16 protein-coding genes are annotated in these 20,785 nt (G+C 61.1%); 7 read left to right on the top strand and 9 right to left on the bottom strand.

What is annotated here, in order from left to right; all coding sequences use genetic code 11:
* The first annotated feature begins 83 nt into the window (after positions 1-83).
* Complete coding sequence (locus tag EDF71_RS00420; RefSeq protein WP_133854673.1) at positions 84-1,004, top strand: LysR family transcriptional regulator; 921 nt, start codon at positions 84-86, stop codon at positions 1,002-1,004.
* A gap of 171 nt (positions 1,005-1,175) precedes the next feature.
* Here the strand turns inward: EDF71_RS00420 and EDF71_RS00415 are convergent, their stop codons facing one another.
* From EDF71_RS00415 to EDF71_RS00405, 3 genes are read right to left on the bottom strand one after another with little or no spacing between them, the layout of a single operon-like run.
* Positions 1,176-2,582, bottom strand: coding sequence for an efflux transporter outer membrane subunit (locus EDF71_RS00415; RefSeq protein ID WP_133854672.1), 1,407 nt, complete (start codon positions 2,580-2,582; stop codon positions 1,176-1,178).
* Positions 2,582-5,740: a multidrug efflux RND transporter permease subunit gene (locus tag EDF71_RS00410; RefSeq protein WP_133854671.1), complete on the bottom strand. Its 3,159-nt coding sequence runs from the start codon at positions 5,738-5,740 to the stop codon at positions 2,582-2,584. The genes EDF71_RS00415 and EDF71_RS00410 overlap by 1 nt, the downstream gene beginning before the upstream one ends.
* 13 nt (positions 5,741-5,753) lie before the next feature.
* A complete protein-coding gene (locus EDF71_RS00405; protein WP_133854670.1) occupies positions 5,754-6,890 on the bottom strand; it encodes an efflux RND transporter periplasmic adaptor subunit in 1,137 nt (378 codons plus the stop codon).
* 142 nt (positions 6,891-7,032) lie between these two features.
* On the opposite strand from EDF71_RS00405, the gene EDF71_RS00400 reads away from it, so the two are divergent.
* The 3 genes from EDF71_RS00400 to EDF71_RS00385 all read left to right on the top strand — a co-directional run bounded on the left by EDF71_RS00400 (position 7,033) and on the right by EDF71_RS00385 (position 9,840).
* Positions 7,033-7,581: a TetR/AcrR family transcriptional regulator gene (locus EDF71_RS00400; protein ID WP_166656416.1), complete on the top strand. Its 549-nt coding sequence runs from the start codon at positions 7,033-7,035 to the stop codon at positions 7,579-7,581.
* A 475-nt stretch (positions 7,582-8,056) separates the two neighbouring features.
* A complete protein-coding gene (locus tag EDF71_RS00390) occupies positions 8,057-8,779 on the top strand; it encodes a response regulator (protein ID WP_133854667.1) in 723 nt (240 codons plus the stop codon).
* The gene (locus tag EDF71_RS00385; RefSeq protein WP_133854666.1) at positions 8,776-9,840 is read left to right on the top strand and encodes an ATP-binding protein; all 1,065 of its coding nucleotides are present in this window, start codon (positions 8,776-8,778) and stop codon (positions 9,838-9,840) included. Before EDF71_RS00390 ends, EDF71_RS00385 begins: the two co-directional genes overlap by 4 nt.
* A gap of 132 nt (positions 9,841-9,972) precedes the next feature.
* Here EDF71_RS00385 and EDF71_RS00380 read toward each other — a convergent pair whose 3' ends face one another.
* The 4 genes from EDF71_RS00380 to EDF71_RS00365 form a co-directional block, all read right to left on the bottom strand.
* Positions 9,973-10,764, bottom strand: coding sequence for a DUF4198 domain-containing protein (locus tag EDF71_RS00380; RefSeq protein WP_133854665.1), 792 nt, complete (start codon positions 10,762-10,764; stop codon positions 9,973-9,975).
* A gap of 3 nt (positions 10,765-10,767) precedes the next feature.
* Positions 10,768-11,283, bottom strand: a complete 516-nt coding sequence (locus tag EDF71_RS00375; RefSeq protein WP_133854664.1) for a hypothetical protein — start codon at positions 11,281-11,283, stop codon at positions 10,768-10,770.
* Positions 11,284-11,313: 30 nt separating this feature from the next.
* Positions 11,314-13,677: a TonB-dependent hemoglobin/transferrin/lactoferrin family receptor gene (locus EDF71_RS00370; protein ID WP_133854663.1), complete on the bottom strand. Its 2,364-nt coding sequence runs from the start codon at positions 13,675-13,677 to the stop codon at positions 11,314-11,316.
* 222 nt (positions 13,678-13,899) lie between these two features.
* Entirely contained in the window at positions 13,900-14,817 is a 918-nt protein-coding gene (locus tag EDF71_RS00365) for a LysR family transcriptional regulator (RefSeq protein ID WP_133854662.1), read from the bottom strand.
* Positions 14,818-15,016: 199 nt separating this feature from the next.
* Here EDF71_RS00365 and EDF71_RS00360 point away from each other — a divergent pair, with 199 nt between their 5' ends.
* Both EDF71_RS00360 and EDF71_RS00355 read left to right on the top strand, forming a co-directional pair.
* Positions 15,017-15,415 carry a hypothetical protein gene (locus EDF71_RS00360; RefSeq protein WP_133854661.1) on the top strand — a complete coding sequence of 133 codons (399 nt, stop codon included), beginning with the start codon at positions 15,017-15,019 and terminating at the stop codon, positions 15,413-15,415.
* Positions 15,416-15,555: 140 nt separating this feature from the next.
* Positions 15,556-16,590 carry a linear amide C-N hydrolase gene (locus EDF71_RS00355; RefSeq protein ID WP_133854990.1) on the top strand — a complete coding sequence of 345 codons (1,035 nt, stop codon included), beginning with the start codon at positions 15,556-15,558 and terminating at the stop codon, positions 16,588-16,590.
* A gap of 17 nt (positions 16,591-16,607) precedes the next feature.
* On the opposite strand, the gene EDF71_RS00350 is transcribed toward EDF71_RS00355, so the two are convergent.
* A complete protein-coding gene (locus EDF71_RS00350) occupies positions 16,608-17,144 on the bottom strand; it encodes an ATP-binding cassette domain-containing protein (protein ID WP_133854660.1) in 537 nt (178 codons plus the stop codon).
* A 125-nt stretch (positions 17,145-17,269) separates the two neighbouring features.
* Positions 17,270-17,635, bottom strand: coding sequence for a VOC family protein (locus tag EDF71_RS00345; protein WP_133854659.1), 366 nt, complete (start codon positions 17,633-17,635; stop codon positions 17,270-17,272).
* A 557-nt stretch (positions 17,636-18,192) separates the two neighbouring features.
* Here EDF71_RS00345 and EDF71_RS00340 point away from each other — a divergent pair.
* Positions 18,193-20,625, top strand: coding sequence for a TonB-dependent siderophore receptor (locus tag EDF71_RS00340; RefSeq protein ID WP_208300977.1), 2,433 nt, complete (start codon positions 18,193-18,195; stop codon positions 20,623-20,625).
* Positions 20,626-20,785 lie beyond the last annotated feature (160 nt).

Below are 20,785 nucleotides of genomic sequence, written 5' to 3'. Positions count from 1 at the left end.
TACGCGATGGCTCCGAGTCTCACAGCTGAGGCGAAAATATACAATGCGCGGCAAAGCACGACTTTCGGTCGCTGGAGTTACGAATGGATGGATTCTCGGACATCGCCTTTTTTGCGCTGCTCAGCAAAGAGGGCAGCATGCGCAGTGCGGCGCAGCAGCTGGGCGTCACCGGTCCGGCCGTCAGCAAGCGCCTTGCGGCACTGGAAGCGCGGCTGGGCGCCCGGCTGATGCAAAGAACCACCCGTCGCATGAGCTTGACGCCTGAGGGCGAGCGCTATCTGGTGGAGGGCGCGCGCCTGCTTTCGGACTTGGGTTCGCTGGAGCGCGCCATTGGCGGGGCGGCCGCCGTGCCGCAGGGCCTGCTGCGGGTCAATGCCAGCTTTGGCTTTGGGCGCCGGCATATTGCGCCAGCGCTGGGAACGTTTGCACAGCGCTTTCCAGAGGTGGAGGTGCAACTGCAGCTGAGCGACCGGCCTGCCGACCTGCTGGAGGACCGTTTTGATCTGGTGGTCCGGATGGGCGATATGCCTGATTCCCGCTGGACGGCGCGGGTGCTGGCTCGCAACCGGCGTGTGTTGTGCGCCTCGCCGCGCTATCTGCAGGCGATGGGCACGCCATCGTCACCGCAGGAGCTGACGCGCCACGCCTGCCTTTTCATCCGCGAGGGCGATGAGGCGTTTGGCACCTGGCATCTGCGCAATGGCGCGCAGACAGAAACCGTGAAGGTGCGGGGGCCGCTGAGTGCCAACGATGGGGAATCGGCCACCGCCTGGGCGATGGCGGGGCACGGCATCTTGATGCGCTCCGCGTGGGAGGTCGGCCCCCTGCTGCGCGCGGGCCAGCTCCTGCCGGTGCTGCCGGAATGGCGGCTGCCGCCCGCCGATATCTATGTGCAGTTCCATGGCGGGGCCCATCTGCCCGCCAAGACCAAGGCCCTGGTGGACCATCTGGTCGAGGTGTTCGCGCCGCAGCGCCCGCCGGGGAGGGCGGATGCCAGCTGGTGATGGGCGACGAATGGCGGGCTGTGGCCCTGCGGGGAGCTTGCTCGGGATTGCGCAGGCTGGGATGGCCGGCTGGCTGGGGCAAGGACTGGCCCTGGTTAAACGCAATAGGGTGAAGGCTAGCGCATGCGAGCTGCGCTACCCGTCTCACCATGCCGGCATCGATCTAGACCGCTATTCGAGATACCATTTCCCTCCCAAGGCCTTGAACAGGCTCACGATGGCGGTCTGCCGTTGAGCCACGATATTGATGTAGGCCAGTTCGTTGTCATACGAAGTGCGCTGTGCATCCAGATACCGCAGGCTGCTGTCGACCCCGCCTTTGTAGCGGGCCTCTGAAAGTGCCAATGACCGCTGGCTGCTTTCCAGAAGTGCCTTCCTGTAGGTCACTTCATTGCGCAAGGTATCGTTCGCCGCCAAGGCATCCGCGACTTCGCGGAACGCGGTCTGAATGGCCCCTTCGTACTGCGCTACTGCGATATCCCTTCTCACCACCGCGAGCTCAAGGTTGGCCTGGTTTCTTCCGCCATCGAACAGGGGCATGGTCAGCTGGGGGGCGAAGCTCCATGCACGAGAACTCCCTCGGAACAGGTCCGACAGCTCAGGGCTGGAACTGCCAAGAAACGCAGTCAGCGACAACCGAGGGAAGAAGGCGGCGCGAGCCACGCCGATATCGGCATGGCGTGCCTTGAGTGAATTCTCGGCCGCCAATATATCTGGCCGGTCACGCAACAGGTCAGACGGTGCGCCAGCGCCTATATCTCGCAGGGCGAAGATAGAGGCACCTTCCCGTGTCTGACGAAGTTGCTCTGCACCGGCATGGCTACCCGTCAAAAGACCTAAGGCGTTGTTTGCCTGGCGCAACTCTCTGCGCACCTGCTCAAGATCCGCTCTGGCTTGCTCGCCAAGCCCACGGGCATCTTCGAGGTCCAGCGCAGTGGCAGCACCTGCGGCGCGACGCTGCTCGGTGAGCGCCAAGGATTTCTCTCGTGCCGCGAGCGTGCGTTCTGTGAGCTTTAGCCGCGACTGCGCACTGTTGCGAGTGATGTAGGCCTGCATCACTTCGCTGCTCAGGCTGATTCGCGCCGCTTCGGCGTTCTGCTCGATGGCGAAGAATTCCTGCAACGCGCTCTCGGAGAGATTTCTCAGCCGTCCGAACAGGTCCACTTCAAATGCGGTGACCCCCAAGCCGGCTTGATAAACCGAGGTTGTAGAAGCCCGCCCGGTCTGGGAAAGGTCGGCAGCTGTTCGCTGTCGCGTGCCATTGGCCTGGGCGCTGATGCTGGGCAATTGCTCAGCACGTTGGATTCCGTACTGTGCCCGCGCGGCCTCAACGTTCAACAGTGCCTTGCGCAGGTCACGGTTGTGGTCAACCGCAGCCGCTACGAGGTCAAGCAAGGCCTTGTCCGCGACCAAATCTGCCAGTCCGATCGGAACGCCTGCGCTGTTGGCTTTCAGGTCTGGCCAGTCGGTGGGAACAGGAGCGGCTGGCTGCTTGTACGTGGGCGCGAGTGAGCAGGCGCTGAGCGATGCCGCCAGGAAGACGGCTGCCGCAGTCTTGGTAAGTTGAAAAACGGGCATTACACAGCCTCCTGTGGGTGGGTCGAACCAGCAGTCGTCTCGCGCTTCGCCTTACCGAACATAGACATGACCGCAATAAAGAAAAGCGGAACAAACACCACACCGATGACCGTCGCAGCAAGCATTCCCCCAATCACGCCCGTGCCCAGCGAGCGTTGGCTGGCGGCACCGGCGCCCGAGGCGAGCACCAGAGGAACGACACCCAGGATAAAGGCCAGAGAGGTCATGACAATGGGGCGGAAGCGCAGCTTCGCCGCCTCCAGAACTGCATCTTTGATGGGCTTTCCCGCCTCCATCAGGCTCTTGGCAAACTCAACAATCAGAATGGCGTTCTTGGCGGCCAGGCCAACCACGGTGATGAGGCCCACCTTGAAGTACACATCATTGGCCAGGCCCGATGAGCCCGGCACCATGTTGGCAACCATCAACGCAAGCACGGATCCCAGTGCACCGATCGGCACGATAAGCATCACGGACACTGGAATTGCCCAGCTCTCATACAAGGCCACCAACAGCAAGAAGACCGCCAGGATGGCCAGCGCAAACAGGATGGGCGCCTGCGAACCGGCTTGACGCTCCTGGTAGGACAGGCCAGTCCATTCATAGCCCACGCCTGGTGGTAGGCCTTGCACCAGTTCCTCCATGGCGGCCATGGCTTCACCACTGCTATGACCCGGCTTGGCATCACCCGCAATGCGGAATGCCGGGTAGCCGTTGTAGCGTGACAGCTGCGAGGGACCCGAGGTCCACTCGGCCGTGGCAAAAGCGCTGATAGGAACCAACTCACCGGATGCATTGGGGATCGGAAGCGCCAGCACTTCAGTGGGGGTGACGCGGTCCTTCGGTTCCGCTTGCACTACCACCCGCTGCAGGCGCCCCTTGTAGACGTAGTCGCCTGCAATGTTGGAGCCAAAGGATGTTTCCAAGGCACTGGATATGCTGTCGAACTTCACCCCGAATGCCTCCGCTTTGGCTCGGTCAATCTGCAGGCGCAGTTGAGGCGCGTTGGGCAAGCCCTCGACCATCGCATACGCGATCGCCGGGTGCTGCGCCGCCTTCGCAAGCAGCACATCCTTGGCCTTTGTCAGCGCGTCAATGCCGATACCTGCACGGTCCTGCAGACGCAGTGAGAAGCCTCCCGAGGTGCCCAGTCCTTCGATGGGCGGAGGGTTCACGGCCATGATTTGCGCATCGGCATGGGTGCCAAACGCCTCGTTCATAGCCTGGGTCTCCGCATCTGCGGACTGCTCCCGCGAGCGTTTGGACCAATCTTTGAACGATGGGAAAGACAAAGCGGCGTTTTCTCCGGAGCCCGAGAAACTGAAGCCGATGATGTTGATGGAGCTTTGAACTGCGTCACGGGTGCCCAGGTACTTCTCCACGTCTTCCACCACGCGCTGGGTACGTGCGTAGGTCGCGCCGGGAGGCAATTGCACGCTCACGATGTTGTAGCCCTGGTCCTCCGTGGGAACGAACGTCTCCGGTACTCGTACATACAGCAAGCCCAGCACCATGGTCAGCATCAGATAGACCAGCATGTAGCGGCCCGTTCGACGCGCGAGGCAATGGTTGAGGAGGTCGAACTTCTCGGTGAGAACAGCGAACCGTCGGTTGAACCAACCAAAAAATCCCTTCTTTTCATGGTGTCCCTTCGCAATCGACTTCAGCAACGTGGCGCAAAGCGCGGGCGTCAGCGTCAAAGCCAAAAAGCCCGAGAACAAGATGGAGACTGCCAGCGACAAAGAGAACTGGCGGTAGATAACGCCGACCGAACCCGACATGAAACCCAGGGGCAGGAACACTGCCGTCAGCACCAGCGTGATACCGATGATGGCGCCGGCCACCTGCTGCATGGCCTTGACTGTCGCCTCGCGCGGTGTGAGCCCTTCTTCAGCCATCAGGCGCTCCACGTTTTCCACCACGACGATCGCATCATCCACCAGGATCCCGATGGCCAAGACCATGCCGAACATCGTCATCATGTTGACCGAGAAGCCCACGGCATACATCACGGCAAGGGTGCCCAGCAGACAAACCGGCACAACAATGGTCGGAATGAGGGTGTAGCGGATGTTCTGCAAGAAAAGAAACATCACCAGGAACACCAGCACTACGGCTTCGATCAGGGTGTGGATGACCTTCTCGATGGCCACGTTCACAAACAACGAGGTGTCGTAGGGGATGTCGTAGGTCATGCCTGGCGGGAAGTTGGGCTTGAGCTCCTCGAGCTTGTCCTTGACCGCCTTGGCCGTAGCAATGGCGTTGGCACCGGGAGCCAGTTGCACAGCGGCCGCGGCCGCCTGTTTTCCGTTGAGGCGGGCTTCGAATGAGAAATCTTGCAGTCCGGTCTCTATGCGCGCCACATCATGCAGGCGCACTGCAGAGCCATCTGGGTTGGCTCTCAACACGATGTCGCCAAACTCGGCAGGGGTGCGCTTCATACCCTGCACCAGCAAGGTCGCGGTTAGTTCCTGCTCCGTACTGCCTGGGCGGCTGCCGAAACTCCCGGCCGGGACCTGGATGTTCTGCGACCGGATGGCCGAATTGACATCTGCGATGGACATCCCGAAGCCACGCAGCTTCTGGACATCAACCCAGACCCGCATGGAGGTTTCAGAGCTGAAAAACTGCACCTTGCCGACACCGGGTAAACGGCGGATCTCGTTATTGAGCGAGCGCACTGCGTACTCCGATAGCTGGGTCACATCCTGGCCTGGCTTGTCTTCCGTGAAGTTCAACGCGTAGATGAGCAGAAATCCGGCGTTGGCCTGTTCGACACGCAGGCCCAGCTGTCTGACGGCTTCTGGCATACGCGCCTCGGCATTCTTGAGCCGGTTTTGCACATCCACCTGCGCCAGGTTGGGGTCACTTCCGGGCTTGAAGGTGACGGTGATCTCCGCTGAACCACTGGAGCTGGAAGAATCGAAATAGAGGAGGTTTTTCGTGCCATTGAGCTCCTGCTCAATGACGCTTGTCACGCTCTCGGTCATGGTGGTCGCGGACGCACCTGGGTAAGTGGCGGAGATCGAAATCTGCGGAGGGGCCACATCCGGGAACTGCGCAACGGGGAGGTTCGGAATGGCGAGCAGTCCCGCCAGCATGATGAAGATGGCAACCACCCAGGCAAACCGGGGGCGGTTGATGAAGAAATTTGACATCAGTGCGCTCTCCTTACTTCTTCTTGTCCGCACCCGCGTCCATGGCGACATGGACCTTCTGCCCAGCTTCCACTGCCTGCCCTCCGACCACTACCTGCTCCCCCGCACTGAGGCCGTGCAGAATATGCCACTGAGCGCCATACATGCCGCCAGTGCCAACCTCTCGGTCCTCAATGACAGCGTCCTTGTTCACGACCCACAAATGGCTACCGCCATCAGCGTCGACGCGAACGGCCCGCTGCGGCACCAAGATGGCCTCGGACGACACGCCCTTGCTGACAGCAACGCGAACAAACATGCCGGGCAGCAGCAAAGCGTCTTGGTTGGGGAACATCCCTCGCAGGGTGACCTGCCCACTGGTCGGATCTACCGAGATATCAGAAAACAGCAGCTTGCCTTCGCGCTGCTTCTGCGTTCCATCGACAGTCGCCACGACGCGTCCACCACCCGCTTGGAGTGCGCCCGCCTCGACCGCTTCGCGCAGTCGCATCGCGTCGGCGACTGGCTGCGTAACGTCAACGTAGACCTGGTCGATCTGTTGAATCGTTGCCAGGGCGGTGGCCTCGCCTTGTCCAACCAGTGCGCCCTCAGTAACCAAGGAGCGGCCAATGCGCCCCGCGATGGGCGCGCGAACCGTCGCGTACTCCAGGCTCAACCTGCTTGTCTTGGCATCTGCCTTAGCCGCAGCCACATTGGCCAGGGCCGTCTTGTAGGCCGTCTGGGCGGTGACCAGGTCCTGCTGGCTGACGGCTTCAATCTTTGCAAGCGGGGTGTATCGGTCCAGCGTGGACTTGGCTTCCGCTGCAGCAGCTTCAGTCCGTTGCACATCGGCATTGGCCCGGTCGAGTGCGGCCTCGAAAGGTGCGGCGTCTATTTGGAAGAGAACCTGCCCTTCCTTCACGTTCATGCCTTCCGTGAAGAGCCGCTTTTTGACGATGCCTGACACGCGCGCACGAACCTCCGCAGTACGGATAGCCCGGACACGGCCAGGCAATTGCTCGGTGATCTCAAGGGTGCTGGGCGCAGCGCTGAACACAGACACGGTCGCCGGAGGCTGCTCCTCGGTGTGGGGGGATTCCTGGCTGCCACAGCCGGTGATGGCAACAAGCATCGCTCCTGAAAAACCTAAACGAAAAAGAGGGTGGGTCATACGAGGGAGAGAGATAGATTGATATGAATCAAAAGAGACAATTATGTCTCAATTGAGGCAAATTTGTATAATCAAAACGCTTTCATCTAAAATGTGTTGCTTGTGGTTCCCGCTGAGGCAACCCGCCCCTTCACTGGCCGACATGAACCTCCAAGACGACAAATCACTTGCTTCCATCGCAGCAGCGCTTGCACACGCTCCAGGCGCGACGTACCAGGAAATCGCAAAGGCCATCGGTGTGAGCCGCGCAACGCTGTACCGCTTTTGCAGCAGCAAAGATGAGCTCATCCACTTACTGCATAGACATTGCATCGCTCGCTTGACTGCAAGCCTTCACGAAGCACGCCTTGATGAAGGCTCCCCAGTGGATGCACTGACCCGTTTGGTGGAAGGGCAAGTCGTTCATAAGGAGCTGCACGCCTTTCTCATGGAGTTCTGGTCACGCGACATCGAAACGGATCCGGAGTTGGGACCTGCATGCCTGGCGTATGAGGCGACGCTTGACCAATTTTTCCTGCGGGGTCAGCGGGAAGGCGTCTTCCGCGTTGACATACCGGCTGCCGCATTGAATGAGAGCCTGGGTGGCATGCTCATCGGCCTCATGGAGGGGGAGCGGCGTGGACGCATCGCAAGAGCAAGCGTGTTGCCCATCGCTTGTGCGCTGATCCTCGAAGGTGCCATGCGGCGCTGATGGGCATCAGGGGCGTGCGGCACCTCCTAACATGACGTACGCCAAAATCATTCCTGCGGCCGCCAGGAGCAGGCGCTGAATGCGGACAGAGAAGCCGGCCATAGACCTTGGGCGCGTCGCTGACTGATGCTCTGCCCGGAGCCGACTGGCCAGTCGGTCTGATTGCTTCCACAGTCGCTGCGCCAGATCTGCTGCATCCACAGATCTCTGCGCTGCGCCCGAGGCGAAATCTCGCGCTGCTGAAACCAGAGAAACATCACTGTTTTCATGGATGCTCTCGAGGGGACTACGGTCTTTCATCATCACTTTTTAATGGCCGCCAGCTGCGGCGCCAGACAAAACAAGCAGGACTTTCCCATGCGTTATAGAAGTGATGAATGCGGATGTGTGTAGATTTGATGTAGAGCAGAAATAAACACAGGGATCGCAAAAATGCTTAGAGTCGTGCATCTTTTTTGGAGTCCTGCCCAAGCCTATGAGTCTCTCTTCCTACCAATCTGACAAGAATGCTCTCGTCCTCATAGCAGAAGATGAAGCGGAGATTGCTGAGATTCTCGATGCCTATCTCAGAAAATCTGGTTATCGTACGGCTATCGCACCGAATGGTCGTATCGCACTGGACTTGCATAATCGTCTGAAGCCCGACATGCTGATCCTTGATGTCAATATGCCTGAGTTCGATGGCTGGGAGGTATTGTCTCGAATCAGGGAATATGGCGAGACCCCGGTCATCATGCTTACAGCGCTTGATCAGAATATTGACAAGCTGATGGGTTTGCGTCTTGGAGCGGATGACTACGTCGTCAAACCCTTCAATGCTGCTGTGGTGGTGGCGCGGGTGGAAGCCATATTGCGCAGGGCGCGCGCCACATCGGCCTCAACCCTGAAGATTCTGAGATTTCTTCATCTGGAAGTGAATCTTGAAATATATGAGGCGAGCGTTCAGGTTGAGGGGCAACGCAAACGTCTCAACCTCACTCCCACAGAATTCAAGTTATTGGCCCGAATGCTGCAGGCGCCTCGTCGGGTTTTCACTCGCGAGGAGTTGACCGTCCACTGCCTGCAAGAGGGCGACCAGCTGTTTCGCGCAGTGGATTCGCACATCAGCAAGCTTCGGAAAAAGATTGAAGACTCCGGTATTGAGGGTGTGCCCCATTCCATTCGTGGTGTCGGATATCGGGTAAGCAAAACGGTATGAAACTAGATGGACTGAGCAAGAAAATCATGGTCTGGATGATGGGGATGTCCGTAGCGGTCATCACCATATCCGTCATGTTCGTGTACGCCTTCTATTACATCTGGGATGCTTATTGGCCAGAGAGCTATAAGATCAACGAGAGCTCAGGAGCTTTTCCCAGTTTTTGGGAATGGATATTTCTGACTTTTTTGACCCTGGGTTGTCTGGTTCTGGCCGCGATTGTGGCTGTCAGGTTGGCCAATCGTATATTGATTCCATTGAATTCGGTCACCCTGGCCATCAAGCAAGTGGCGCAAGGGAATCTGAATGCCCGTGCGGAAGTGGGCCATTCATCGTTGGGCGAAGCCGCCATCCTGGCCAACGATTTCAATATGCTGGCAGAAAAGCTGGAGCGAGTAACCCAAGAGCAGAAATTCTGGAATGCTGCGATTGCTCATGAGTTGCGCACGCCCATTACCATTTTAAGTGGGCGGCTCCAAGGATTATCTGATGGCATATTTATGCCATCGCAAGATAATTTCCAGAAGTTATTGAAATCGGTTGAATCGCTGGGGCGTCTCGTAGAAGATCTCAGAACGGTAGGTTTGGCGGATGCTGGGCACCTGTACCTTCATTTTGAGCAGGCCAGACTCGATGAGGATGTGCTGTCAGTAGTGCACTTTTTTGAAGAGCGGTTTGTGGCATCCCATCACCAATGCGTGTTGGCGCTTGAGCTCCAGGAAGCGTGGTGTGACCCCATGCGTATCAAGCAGGCCTTGCTCGCACTTTTCGAAAACGCACACAAGCATGCGGTCGGTGGGACGATCACCGTTCGGACCCGGATCAATGATGCCGGTGAATACCTTTTGGCCGTGGATGACGAAGGCCCGGGTGTGCCAGAGCATCTGGCGCCCCATGTTTTTCAGGCGTTTCGGCGCTCAGCTCGCACAGATAACGTGGGCAGCACCGGGCTCGGGCTCGCGGTGGTTGCTGCCATTGCGCAGGCCCATAACGGACGAGCGGCCTATGAACGGCTTCCCAACGGTGGCTCTCGTTTCAGCATCAGTTGGAAGCGAGCCTGAGCCGGCCTACCCCTAAGGGCGGTTGCGCTTCAGGCTCTGCAGCATCGGCGCATTCGCTTTTTGCAGGCCTTGCAGCGCTTGGTCTGCGCTGGCATCGGGGGCCGCCAGGCCAGCGTGCAGCCCCCCATAAAACTACTGCGCCAGTACCCGGAAGGTCAGCGTGTAGTTGTAGCCATAGGTCGGCGCGGCAGCGCCTTCAGGGGCTGGGGCGCGGTGGCGTACCAGGGCCATGTAGATGCCCGGTTTGCTCGGGGTCCAGCTGATATCGCCCTGCGCATCGGAGCTGAGCTCATCCACGCTGTTCTGCCCTTGCAGGTCCATCGGCGAACGGTAGATGCTGACCTTCTGGTCTGCCAGCGGCTTGCCATCAAAGTGCACCGCAAAGTTGAATTTCTCTGCGGCGAACACATCGCTGGGGTGCGTGCTGGGCAAGATCTCCAGCCCCTTGCCATAGGGCTTGATGGGGGTGGGTGCACCAGCCGTGACGTAGGCATCGGAGACCGACAGCGACTGGTAGTGCACCTTCATCACGCCACCGTCGGGCATGACGGCCTTGGGATCGCGCACGACGGTGGTTTTGCCATTCACTTCCCAACTGCGGAAGATGGCGCCCAGGCGCGGGCCGCTGGAGAGGCGGTAGGTACCTTTCTCGTCGGGCAGTTTTTGCTCTGCCACCGTGCGGGTCTTGAACTGGTGCACATCGCCAAAGGGCAGCGTGGTGCCCGAGGGCGTGGTGATGCTGAAGGGCGTGTCGCCAAATTGGACTTCGGACAGAAACAGTTTTTCTGCAAAGCCCGCATCCACACTGATGGTGGACTTGGGCTGCACATCAAACACGCTGGGCAGCAGAAAGGGCATGTGGGCCTGGGCGACGTTCAGGCTGAACGTCGCAGCAAGCGCAGCAAACAAATGGCGCGCTTGCATGGCTTACTGGCCTGCCATGTCGGCTGCGTTGACCACGCCGTCGCCGTTGCGGTCGGCGTTCTTGAAGGTCTTGTTGGCGATGTCGATTTCCTCTTCGATGCTCAGCTTGCCATCCTTGTTGGTGTCGAGGATGTGGAAGCGCACATGGGCCTGCTTGATGCTGCCTTCGTACTGCTGGTCGGGCTTCTTGCCTGCGGCGGCGTATTGGGCCTTGAGGCGGGCTTCAAACTCGGCCACGTATTCGTCCTCGCTCAGCCAGCCATCCTTGTTGGTGTCGGCGGCGACGAAGCGCTGCTTGCGCAGCGTGTCGTATTCCTCGCGGGTGACAACGCCGTCGCGGTTGGCGTCATAGCCGCCCATGAAGGCATTGTGGCCGTGGCCGCCCACGGGGGTGGCCGGGCCCTTGGCCTCGGTCTTGGCAGCAGCGGCGGGGGCTGCGGTCTTGCTGTCGTTGCTGGCGCAGGCCGTCAGCAGCGCGGCGGCTGCGATTGCGGTCATGGCGGCGGAAAAGCGGTTCATGCTGGGGTCCTTTCGTGGTGGGAGAGAAACTTAGAAATTGACGTTCAACGAAACGGCGTAGGTGCGGCCCGGGTTGGTCAGCAGCTGGATGTCGCGCTGGTCCTTGGCAACGGAGGGCTGCAGGCTGCGGCTGCTGGCGTAATCCCAGTAGCGCTTGTCCGTCAGGTTGTAGATGCCGACGTTGAGGCGGGCGTTCTTGTTGATCTGCCAGTAGCCCGACAGATCGAACAGCGCATAGCCGGGCACGCGGAACTGCTCAATGCTGGAGTCGGCGATGTCCGTGCCAGCGTTGGTATAGCTCTCGCGGTTGGTGGCCTGGGCCTGCTTGCCGGCCACAAAGGTGCCGGTCATGTTCACGCCCCAGGCGCGCATGGGGGCGTCATAGCCCACGCCGATCACGGCCTTGCGCGGCTGGATGGTGTCCAGCGGCACATCCTTGTCACCCGCATAGTTGGACTTGGAGGTGCCATGGGACAGGCCCAGCGCCCAGGTCGAGTACAGGCCCTTCACGGCGGGTGCCCACTGGCCGTGGTCCAGGCGGGCGCTCATTTCCAGACCGTAGATCGTGGCCTCGTCGCGGTTCTCGGCCTGGTAGATGGTGCCGATGTGTGCGGGTACGTTGCTGAACTTGTCAGGCGCGCTGGCGCGGGTGTAGCGGGTGTAGCCGATGAAGTCCTTGTAGCGCGTGTAGAAGGTCGAGGCATTGAACAGCACGCCGTCGGTCGGCGATCCCTTGACGCCGATCTCAAAGGCGTTGCTGGTCTCTTGCTTGAGGTTGCTGTTGCCGATCAGCGCGTACTGGGCAGAGCCGGCGTAGTTCTGGTCCATGTTCCAGGAGCCGAACACTTCGCCAGCGGTCGGTGCACGGCCACTGCGCTTGTACTGGCCGTAGGCGATGAACTTGGGCGTCAGCTCATAGGTCAGGCCCAGGCTCGGGCTCCAGATGGTGCTGCTGAGGTTGCTGTACAGCTTGGAGGCGGCGTCTTCGGTCAACGCGCCTTCGGCAAAATCGCCCAGGTGCTTGGGTTCGACCTTGACCCGGTCAACGCGCAGCGCGGGGATCACGCCCAGGCGCTTGCCGCCTACGTCAAAACCAATGTCATCCTGAATAAAGGCGCCCAGGCGCAGGGTGTCGGTGTCGGGCTGTGGCTTCATGTAGCCGGCCACGTCCCAGGGGCGTTCCTGGCTTTGCGTCTGTGCGTTGAAGCCAAAGCTCAGGCGGTGGCGATCAATGCGCTTGTCGCCGGTGGTCGAGAGGCCCCAGGCCTTGGTCTTGTTCTGCGACAGGTTGCGCGCGACGGCGCCGCTCGCCAAGGTGGTGGTGTCGGTCACGTCCTTGGTATCGGTGTTCTGGAAGAACAGGCGCGTGTCCAGCTGGTCCACTAAGGCGTCGGCAGGCGTCCACAGGTGCGACAGCTGCAGCGTGTTGCGGCTGGTGTCGCTGTCCTGCATATTGTTTTGCGTGATGGCGCTGTTGTCGGTGCTCCAGCCATAGAACTGGCTCTGGTTGCTGCGGCGGTACAGGTCGGCAGACAGCTCCAGGCGGTTCTCGGCATCGATCTGCAGGCCGCCCTTCATCAGCAGCGCGTTGGAATGCCAGTCTTCCGGCGATGCCTTGATGCCCAGGGCGCTGTTGTTCTGCGTCTCCTTGCCATCGCGGCGCGAGAAGGCGATCAGGCCATCGAGGCTGCCCGATTTGCCCGCAGCGGTGATGCTTTCGTTCCAGGAATGGTCGGCGGAATCAAAGCCGAGCTTGCCACCAAAGTAGCTGTTATTGCCATTGCGCAAAAAGTCGCTGGCCGACTTGGTCTTGAAGCTGACGGCGCCGCCAATGCCACCGGCTGCACGACGGGCTGTGGTGGTGCCCGACTGGATACCGACCGAGGAGAACATCTCGGGGTCGATAAAGTCGCGGCCAATGCCAAAGGTGTTGTTGCCGGCGCGGCTGACGTAGGGGCGGGTGCTGGCGTCGGGCATTTCAATGCCGTCCACATCCATGCCGATGCGGTTGCCTTCGATACCGCGAATGTTGTAGCCCGTGGTGCCCGAGCGGTCAAAGCTGCTGCGGTTGCGGCTGGTGCCCGATGCGGTGCCGGGGGCCGACACCAGGGGCTGGTAGCGCGAGATGTCCGCCATGTTGTTGGCTTTTTCCAGCTCCTCGCCGGAGATCACGGTGATCGTGCCGGGGGCCTTTTCTGCCTTGGCCTGCACCGTCACTTGCGGCATCGTCGATTCCGCTTGTGCCAGTTGCACCGCCTGATCCGGGGCAGCCTGCTGCGCCAGGGCGCCGGCAGATACCAGTGCGGCCACAGCTGCGGCCAGGTAACGGGGTTGGAAAGTGGAAGTGGCGCGCGCAGACATACGCTGCGCCTGGGAAGAGGTGCGAGAAGCCATAGGGTCCAGCCAGTTAAAGCAAGAGGGGGGAAGGAAGGACTGCTGGCTACTGACCTGTGCTGCATGCGGATGATGCAGGCTGAGGGGTCGGCTGCAGAACCCTCAGAACGAGGTTTGCAGCAGGCCCTTATGGCATGGTTTTGTTATTGCTGGCGCCTGAAAAAAGCGATTCTATATGAAAATGATTATCATTTGCGTCGAATTTCTTGCATTTGCTCACTTCTACAACACTGCGTGCAAGGCGGGCACCTCGCTGTGGCGCAAGGCATCCACCACCACGCGCATCGCAGGCGACATGCCACGCCGATGCGGGTAGTACAGGTGGTAGCCGCTGAAGGGCTGGCACCAGTCATCCAGCACCCGTACCAGCTCACCCTGCGCAAGATGGGTCGCGGCCATGTCCTCGGGCACATAGGTCAGGCCAAAACCCGCCAGCGCAGCGCGCAGCATGGCGCGGCTGCCGTTGAACACCCATTGGCCCTGCACGCGCACCTGCACCGCAGCGCCGTCTTTCTCCAGCTCCCAGGCCATCAGCCCGCCATGGGTGGGCAGGCGCATCGTGATGCACTGGTGGGCGGCCAGGTCCTGAGGCGCTTGGGGCGCGGGCATGCGCGCCAGGTAGTCGGGCGTCGCCACAATCGCCATGCGCCAGTCGGGCCCGATGCGCACCGCAATCATGTCCTTGGCCACCTGGTCGCCCAGGCGGATGCCCATGTCAAAGCGCTGCGCGACGATGTCGCCCAGGCCGTAGTCGACATTGATCTCGATGGAGATATCCGGGTAGCGCTGCATCACCGGCGCGAGCTTGGGCCAGAGCACGGTGTTGGCCGCATGCTCGGCCGTGGTGATGCGGACATTGCCGCGCGGCGTGTCCCGAAAATCGCTGAGCGCAGCCACGCCCGATTCGATCTCGTCAAAGCCCGGGCCAATGCGGGCCAGCAGATAGGCACCCGCCTCGGTGGGTGAGACGCTGCGCGTGGTGCGGCTGAGCAGCCGCACACCCATGCGGGCCTCCAGGCCCCGGATGGTGTGGCTCAGTGCCGACTGCGACACGCCCAGTTGCGCGGCGGCCTTGGTAAAGCTGCCTTCCCGCGCGACGGCGACAAAGGCCAACAAGTCATTGATGTTTTCGCGGGGCATGGCGGGTTCCTGCTGGGGGCATGGTGGCGTTGCGCAAGGGCATCGTCAGTTTCATAGGGTGGGTGGATCAGACTATATGGAATATGATCATCTCGCTGATAACGCGAGCCCGGGTGAAGCGCGCTGGGCCTGTCTGCATGGCAGGTCTGCGGCTTTGCTGGCGATCGCACCGAGAAATTCAATGAGAGGATATGACACCATGAAAAAGCCTGCTGCACGCCAACTGCCCGCCCTGGTGCTGGCCACCGTTCTGGGTGGCCTGGCCTTTGCCGCTTCTGCCGCGCCCCTGTCGTTTCTCAACCAGACCATCACGGCCAGCGTGCCCGCCAAGGATGTGCCTGCGTTGCGCAAGGCCGTGGGCGATGTGCTGAACAACGCCGCCGACAAGAGCACCACGCAGTGGACCAGCAGCCAGGGCCCGCGCTCGCGCCAGGTGCAGATGGCACTGACCCCGCTGCAAACCAGCCAGACCCAGAAGGCCGACACCTGCCGCCTGCTGAATGTGGAAGCCAGCCGCCCCACCGGCAAGCTCAAGGAGGAATGGCAGTTCTGGTTCTGCAAGCAGCCCAACGGAACCTGGAAGGCCAGCGCGCAGTAAACCAGCAGCAGGGTCGCTCCTGCCCGATGCGGTAGGCGCGGCCTGCTGGCTTGTCCTAAAAAGCCAAACCAACCGATGGGAGGGAGAGACCAATGACGAACAAGAATAATCGGCCGACTGCGCGCAAGCTGGCTGCGACCATGTTGGCGGGCGTGCTGGGCCTCAGCAGCATCAGCAGCGCCATCGCCTGCACGCGGGTGGTCTACCTGGGTGCCAATGACCAGGTGATCACCGCGCGCTCGATGGACTGGAAAAACGACATCACCAGCAACCTCTGGGTCTTGCCACGCGGCATGGAGCGCACGGGCCAGGCGGGGCCCAACTCGCTGCGCTGGACCTCGCGCTACGGCAGCCTGGTGACCTCGGGCTACGACGTCTCGACCACCGATGGCGTCAACGAAGCGGGGCTGAGCGCCAACCTGCTGTGGCTGGCCGAATCGCAGTACCCCCAGTTTGATGACAAGAGCAAGCCCGGCCTGACGATTGCCGCCTGGGCGCAGTATGTGCTCGACAACTTTGCGACCGTGGCCGAGGCCGTCAAGGCGCTGGAGCAGCAGCCCTTCACCATCGTCTCGGACAATGTGCCCGGCGAGGACCGGCTCACCACCTTGCACCTGTCGATGTCGGACGCCAGTGGCGACAGCGCCATCGTCGAGTACATCGGCGGCCGCCAGGTCATCCACCACAGCCGCAGCTACCAGGTGATGACCAACTCGCCCACCTTTGACGAGCAGCTGGCGCTGAACAGCTACTGGAAGCAGATTGGCGGCACCGTCATGCTGCCAGGCACCAACCGCGCTGCCGACCGCTTTGCGCGCGCCTCCTTCTACGTCAATGCCGTGCCGCAGGACCAGGAGCCCAACAAGGCGCTGGCCAGCGTGTTCAGCGTGATCCGCAATGTCTCCGTGCCCTATGGCATCACGACCCCGGACCAGCCCAATATCTCATCGACGCGTTGGCGCACGGTCTTCGACCACAAGCGCAAGCTCTACTTCTTTGAATCGGCCCTGACCCCCAATACCTTCTGGGTGGACCTGAAGGCACTGAACTTCAGCCACGACAGCGGCAAGGTGATGAAGCTGGATCTGGGACCGAACCAGAACCATGCGTATGCCGGCGATGCGACGGCGGCCTTCCAGCCTTCGGCGCCGTTCAAGTTCCTGGGGCTGCAGTAAGGCGGTGCGGTGCTGCGTCAGCGCTGTGGTGGTGTAGCGATGGTCTGGAGCAGCTTAGCCGCCTCTGACGGCTTGCGGATCTCCAGCCACTGCAGATGCGCAAACTGCCTATCATTGCGCAGCGCCGCAAACTTGCGCTGGTTTTTAGCGTAGGTCGTCCAGGCCCACAGCAGGATCGAATTCTTGGAGAACAAGGCCATCGCCAGCGACTCCCGGTTGCCGTGCGACAGGCGCTGGCGCGTGATGCTGTGCCGGAGCGTGCGCCAGAGCAGGCGCGAGAAAACCGTGAAGCGGCTGTAGTTGAGCCACAGCACATGGCTGGCTTGCGGCCAGAGGATATCGCGCACATCGCTGTAGTTGCCATCGGCCACCCAGCGCTCGCCTTGCGTGGCCTGCGCCACCCGTTGCCGGAATTGCTCCGTCGGCACGGCTTGCCAGTCCGGCCCCCAGTACAGCGCGTCCAGCTCGATATAGCGGGATGCCGTCAGCTCTGCCAGCGCTTGGGCAAAAGTTGATTTGCCTGCCCCGCTTGTGCCTACCACCAGATAGCGCATCTCCATCCTTTGCCGGGTTGTGGCCCGCGGTGCTGCTCGCGGGCAAAGAGAGGGGATTCTAGCCAAACCCTTGGCCTGGAATAGCGCAGCTTGCTGGCGACGATGCCGATCGTTTGACCTGTCGCTTAGCTCGTCCGGTACTGGCGGCTCGACACGCTGATGGAGTTGCCATCCGGGTCCTTGGTGTTGGCGAAGGCGTAGCCATTGGCCTGGTGCAGGCTGCCAAATGCCAGCCCCTTGGCGGCGGCCTGGGCCACAAATTGCTCAACGTCTGCCACGCTGAAGCTGAGCTTGAGTACCGCAGAGCCAAACTTCAGGCTCTTGGCGGCCTGGTGGATCAGGATCTCCGCGCCGCCGTGCAGGGGCTGGAGGCTGATCAGGCCGTCGACCACCTTGCAGTCAGAGGCATAGCCAAAATGCTCGACATAAAAGCGCGCCGTGCGTTGCATGTCTTTGGCGTAGATGAGCAGGGTGGTGAGCGCGATGGTCATGGCGAGCGATTATCGCAGCGGCAGACGTGCTGTGTTGGCGTGATGACAGGCGCGTGCATACAGGCGCGTGCAACAGGCGCGTGCATACAAGAGCAGGCGGCTGATCGGCCTGCAGACCCGCAGCGCGCTCGTGGTTTCACAAAACTGTTGCTGAAATGTCACTAAATAGTATTGAGTATGAGACTGATTCGCATTTGATAAGTACCATTGGCAGCGCCTTTTGCAGGCTGCCGCCCTTGATCCAAGCGGGGCGGTGGCCGCAAGGCTTTGAGGATTTCCCGCGCTGACCAGCCCACGCCACGCACGCAGAAATCCATCGGACGGTGACAGCGCCGCATGCGCTTCGCTCTGGTGGCTTGCTTTTAGATTCGCTAACACGGCCCAGCAAACCGAAGGTTTGCGGTTGAGACTAGGCGCCAAGCCGCAGGCAGTACAGACGTACGACAAGGCTTGGTAACGACGTATCAAGGGTTGTGTTAGCGACTCTCAGCGTGCAGCACAGGTCAGGTGGCGTTGTCTCGTCCCGTCATTGCTATTTATCGGACGAGAAACCTTTCATGTCTTCCTTCACCTTCAAGCCCCGCCGCACCGTGCTGGCGCATGCGGCTGTCTGCCTGGGCCTGGCCTTGCACATGCAGGCGACGCTGGCGCAGACCGCCAGCTTTGATATTCCTGCACAACCGCTGGCCAGCGCGCTGGCGCAATTTGCCCGCCAGGCAAACCTCAGCTTTACCGCAGCGCCCGAAGCGGCGCAGGGCCGCCAGGCGCCAGCGCTGCAAGGTGCGCAGCAGGTGTCGCAGGCATTGGCGACCTTGCTGCAAGGCTCCGGCTTGCAAGGGCGGGTGGAAGGCGGCGTGCTGACGGTACAGGCAGCGGCAGCGGCCCCAGCAGCATCTGTATCTGCTGCACCATCGGCCGCAAGCGCAGCGGGTGCCGAAGTCACGCTGTCGGAAGTCACGGTGCGCACCAACCAGCTCGGCGAGATCACCGAGGGCTCGGGCTCGTACACGCCCGGTGCCATTGCAACGGCAACCCGCCTGGTGCTGACCCCGCGCGAGACGCCGCAGTCCGTCAGTGTCGTCACCCGCCAGGTGATGGACGATTTCCAGCTCAATTCCATTGACGATGTCATCAACCACACGCCGGGCGTGAGCATCGTGACCTACGACAGCGAGCGCACCGAGTACTACGCGCGCGGCTTTGCGATTCAGAACTTCCAGTACGACGGCATTCCGATGTCGCGTGACTCGTCCTACTCCGCCGGCAATACGCTCACCGACATGGCCATCTACGACCGGGTCGAAGTGCTCAAGGGCGCCACCGGCCTGCTCACGGGCAGTGGCGATCCGGGTGCCACCATCAACCTGGTGCGCAAAAAGCCGACCAAGGAATTCAGCGGCCATGCCAGCATCAGCGCTGGCAGCTACCAGAACTACCGGGGCGAGCTGGACATCAGCGGCGCACTCAACGACAGCGGCAGCATCCGCGCACGCGGCGTGGCGACCTACCAGGACAAGCATTCGCAGTTGGACCGCTATGAGCGCAAGACCGGCGTGCTCTACGGCATCGTCGAGATGGACCTGGGCCCCCAAACCCTGTTGACCTTGGGCGCGGACCGCCAGGACAACAAGCCCACGGCATCGACCTGGGGCGGGATTCCCTTGCTCGATGCGAACGGCGATTTCAACGCCATGCCGCGCTCGTTCAACAACGGTGCCGACTGGAGCCATTGGGACCAGTACACGCGCACCGCCTTTGCCACCTTGGAACACAATTTCGACAGCGGCTGGGTGAGCAAGCTGCAGCTCAACCACCAGATCAATGGCTACAACGCCAACCTGGGTGCTGCAGCTGGTGGCAACCCCGATCCGCTGACCGGCGCCGGGGTCAGCATGTGGAAGGGCCAGTACATCGGCCGCACCACCAGCGATGCGGCCGACCTGTATGCCAGCGGCCCCTTCTCGCTGCTGGGGCGCAGCCACGAGCTGGTGCTGGGCGGCAGCCTGGCCAAGCGCCGTTGGAAAAACGATGGCTACTACAACGACAACAGCGGCTTTGACGGGGTAGTCGACAACTACTACCAGTGGAATGGCAAGGTGCCCGCACCGGTCTGGAACAGCACGCCGGATTACAGCAATGACGAGAGCACCTACGAGAGCGGCATCTACACGACGGCCCGCTGGAACCTGCGCGATGACCTGAAGCTCATCACCGGCGGGCGCTTCTCCAACTACAAGAACCGGGTGCAAGAGCAAAAGGAGAAGAATGTCTTCACGCCCTACCTGGGCGCCGTGTATGACCTGAACCAGAACTACTCGGTCTATGCCAGCTACAGCGGTATCTTCAAACCACAGACCTACCAGACCGAGCAAGGCCGAACCCTGGATCCGCTGGAAGGCAAGAACTATGAGCTGGGGGCCAAGGCCTCGTTCCTGGGTGGCCGCCTCAATGCCAGCGCCGCCATCTTCCAGACCTTGCAGGACAACTTTGCCGTGGAGAGCGGGGGCATTACCCCCAGCGGCAACCCTGCCTACCGGGCGGTCCAGGGCGTCAAAAGCCGGGGCTGGGAGGCGGAGGTGTCGGGCCAGATCACACCGGCCTGGCAGATCCAGGCCGGATACTCGCACAGCATTGCCCGCAAGGATGGCGAGCGTGTCACCACGCTCACGCCCTCCAACCAGTTCAACCTCTACACCAGCTACAAGATGGCCGGCAGCCTGAGCGGCTTGACGGTGGGCGGCGGCGCCCGCTGGCAGGACAAGACCTGGGGCACCATCAGCGTGCCGACCGGTGGCAATGCCGTGCACACCGTGCCGGCTTACTGGATCTGGGACGCCATGGCCCGCTACGACTTCAACAAGCAGCTCTCCGCCTCGCTCAACGTGAAGAACCTGTTTGACAAGAAGTACTACACCATCTTCAGCTGGTACAGCACCTACACCTGGGGCGAGCCGCGCACGGTGACGGTGAGCTTGAACTACAAGTTCTAAGCGCTGCTGTTTTCAAGTAATGCACCACGGGTCTTGAGGGGCCGGTGGTGCATTTTTTTTGGGTGTGTATTCCGTGTTCCGGCATGTCGCCAAGTAGTGGCAGAAACAAATAAATACATTTACACTATGTCACATGTGCACTTCGCGCGACAAACCGTTG

Source organism: Comamonas sp. JUb58 (assembly GCF_004364775.1).
GTDB lineage: Bacteria > Pseudomonadota > Gammaproteobacteria > Burkholderiales > Burkholderiaceae_C > Comamonas.
This window is presented reverse-complemented; position numbering and strand designations above follow the sequence as displayed.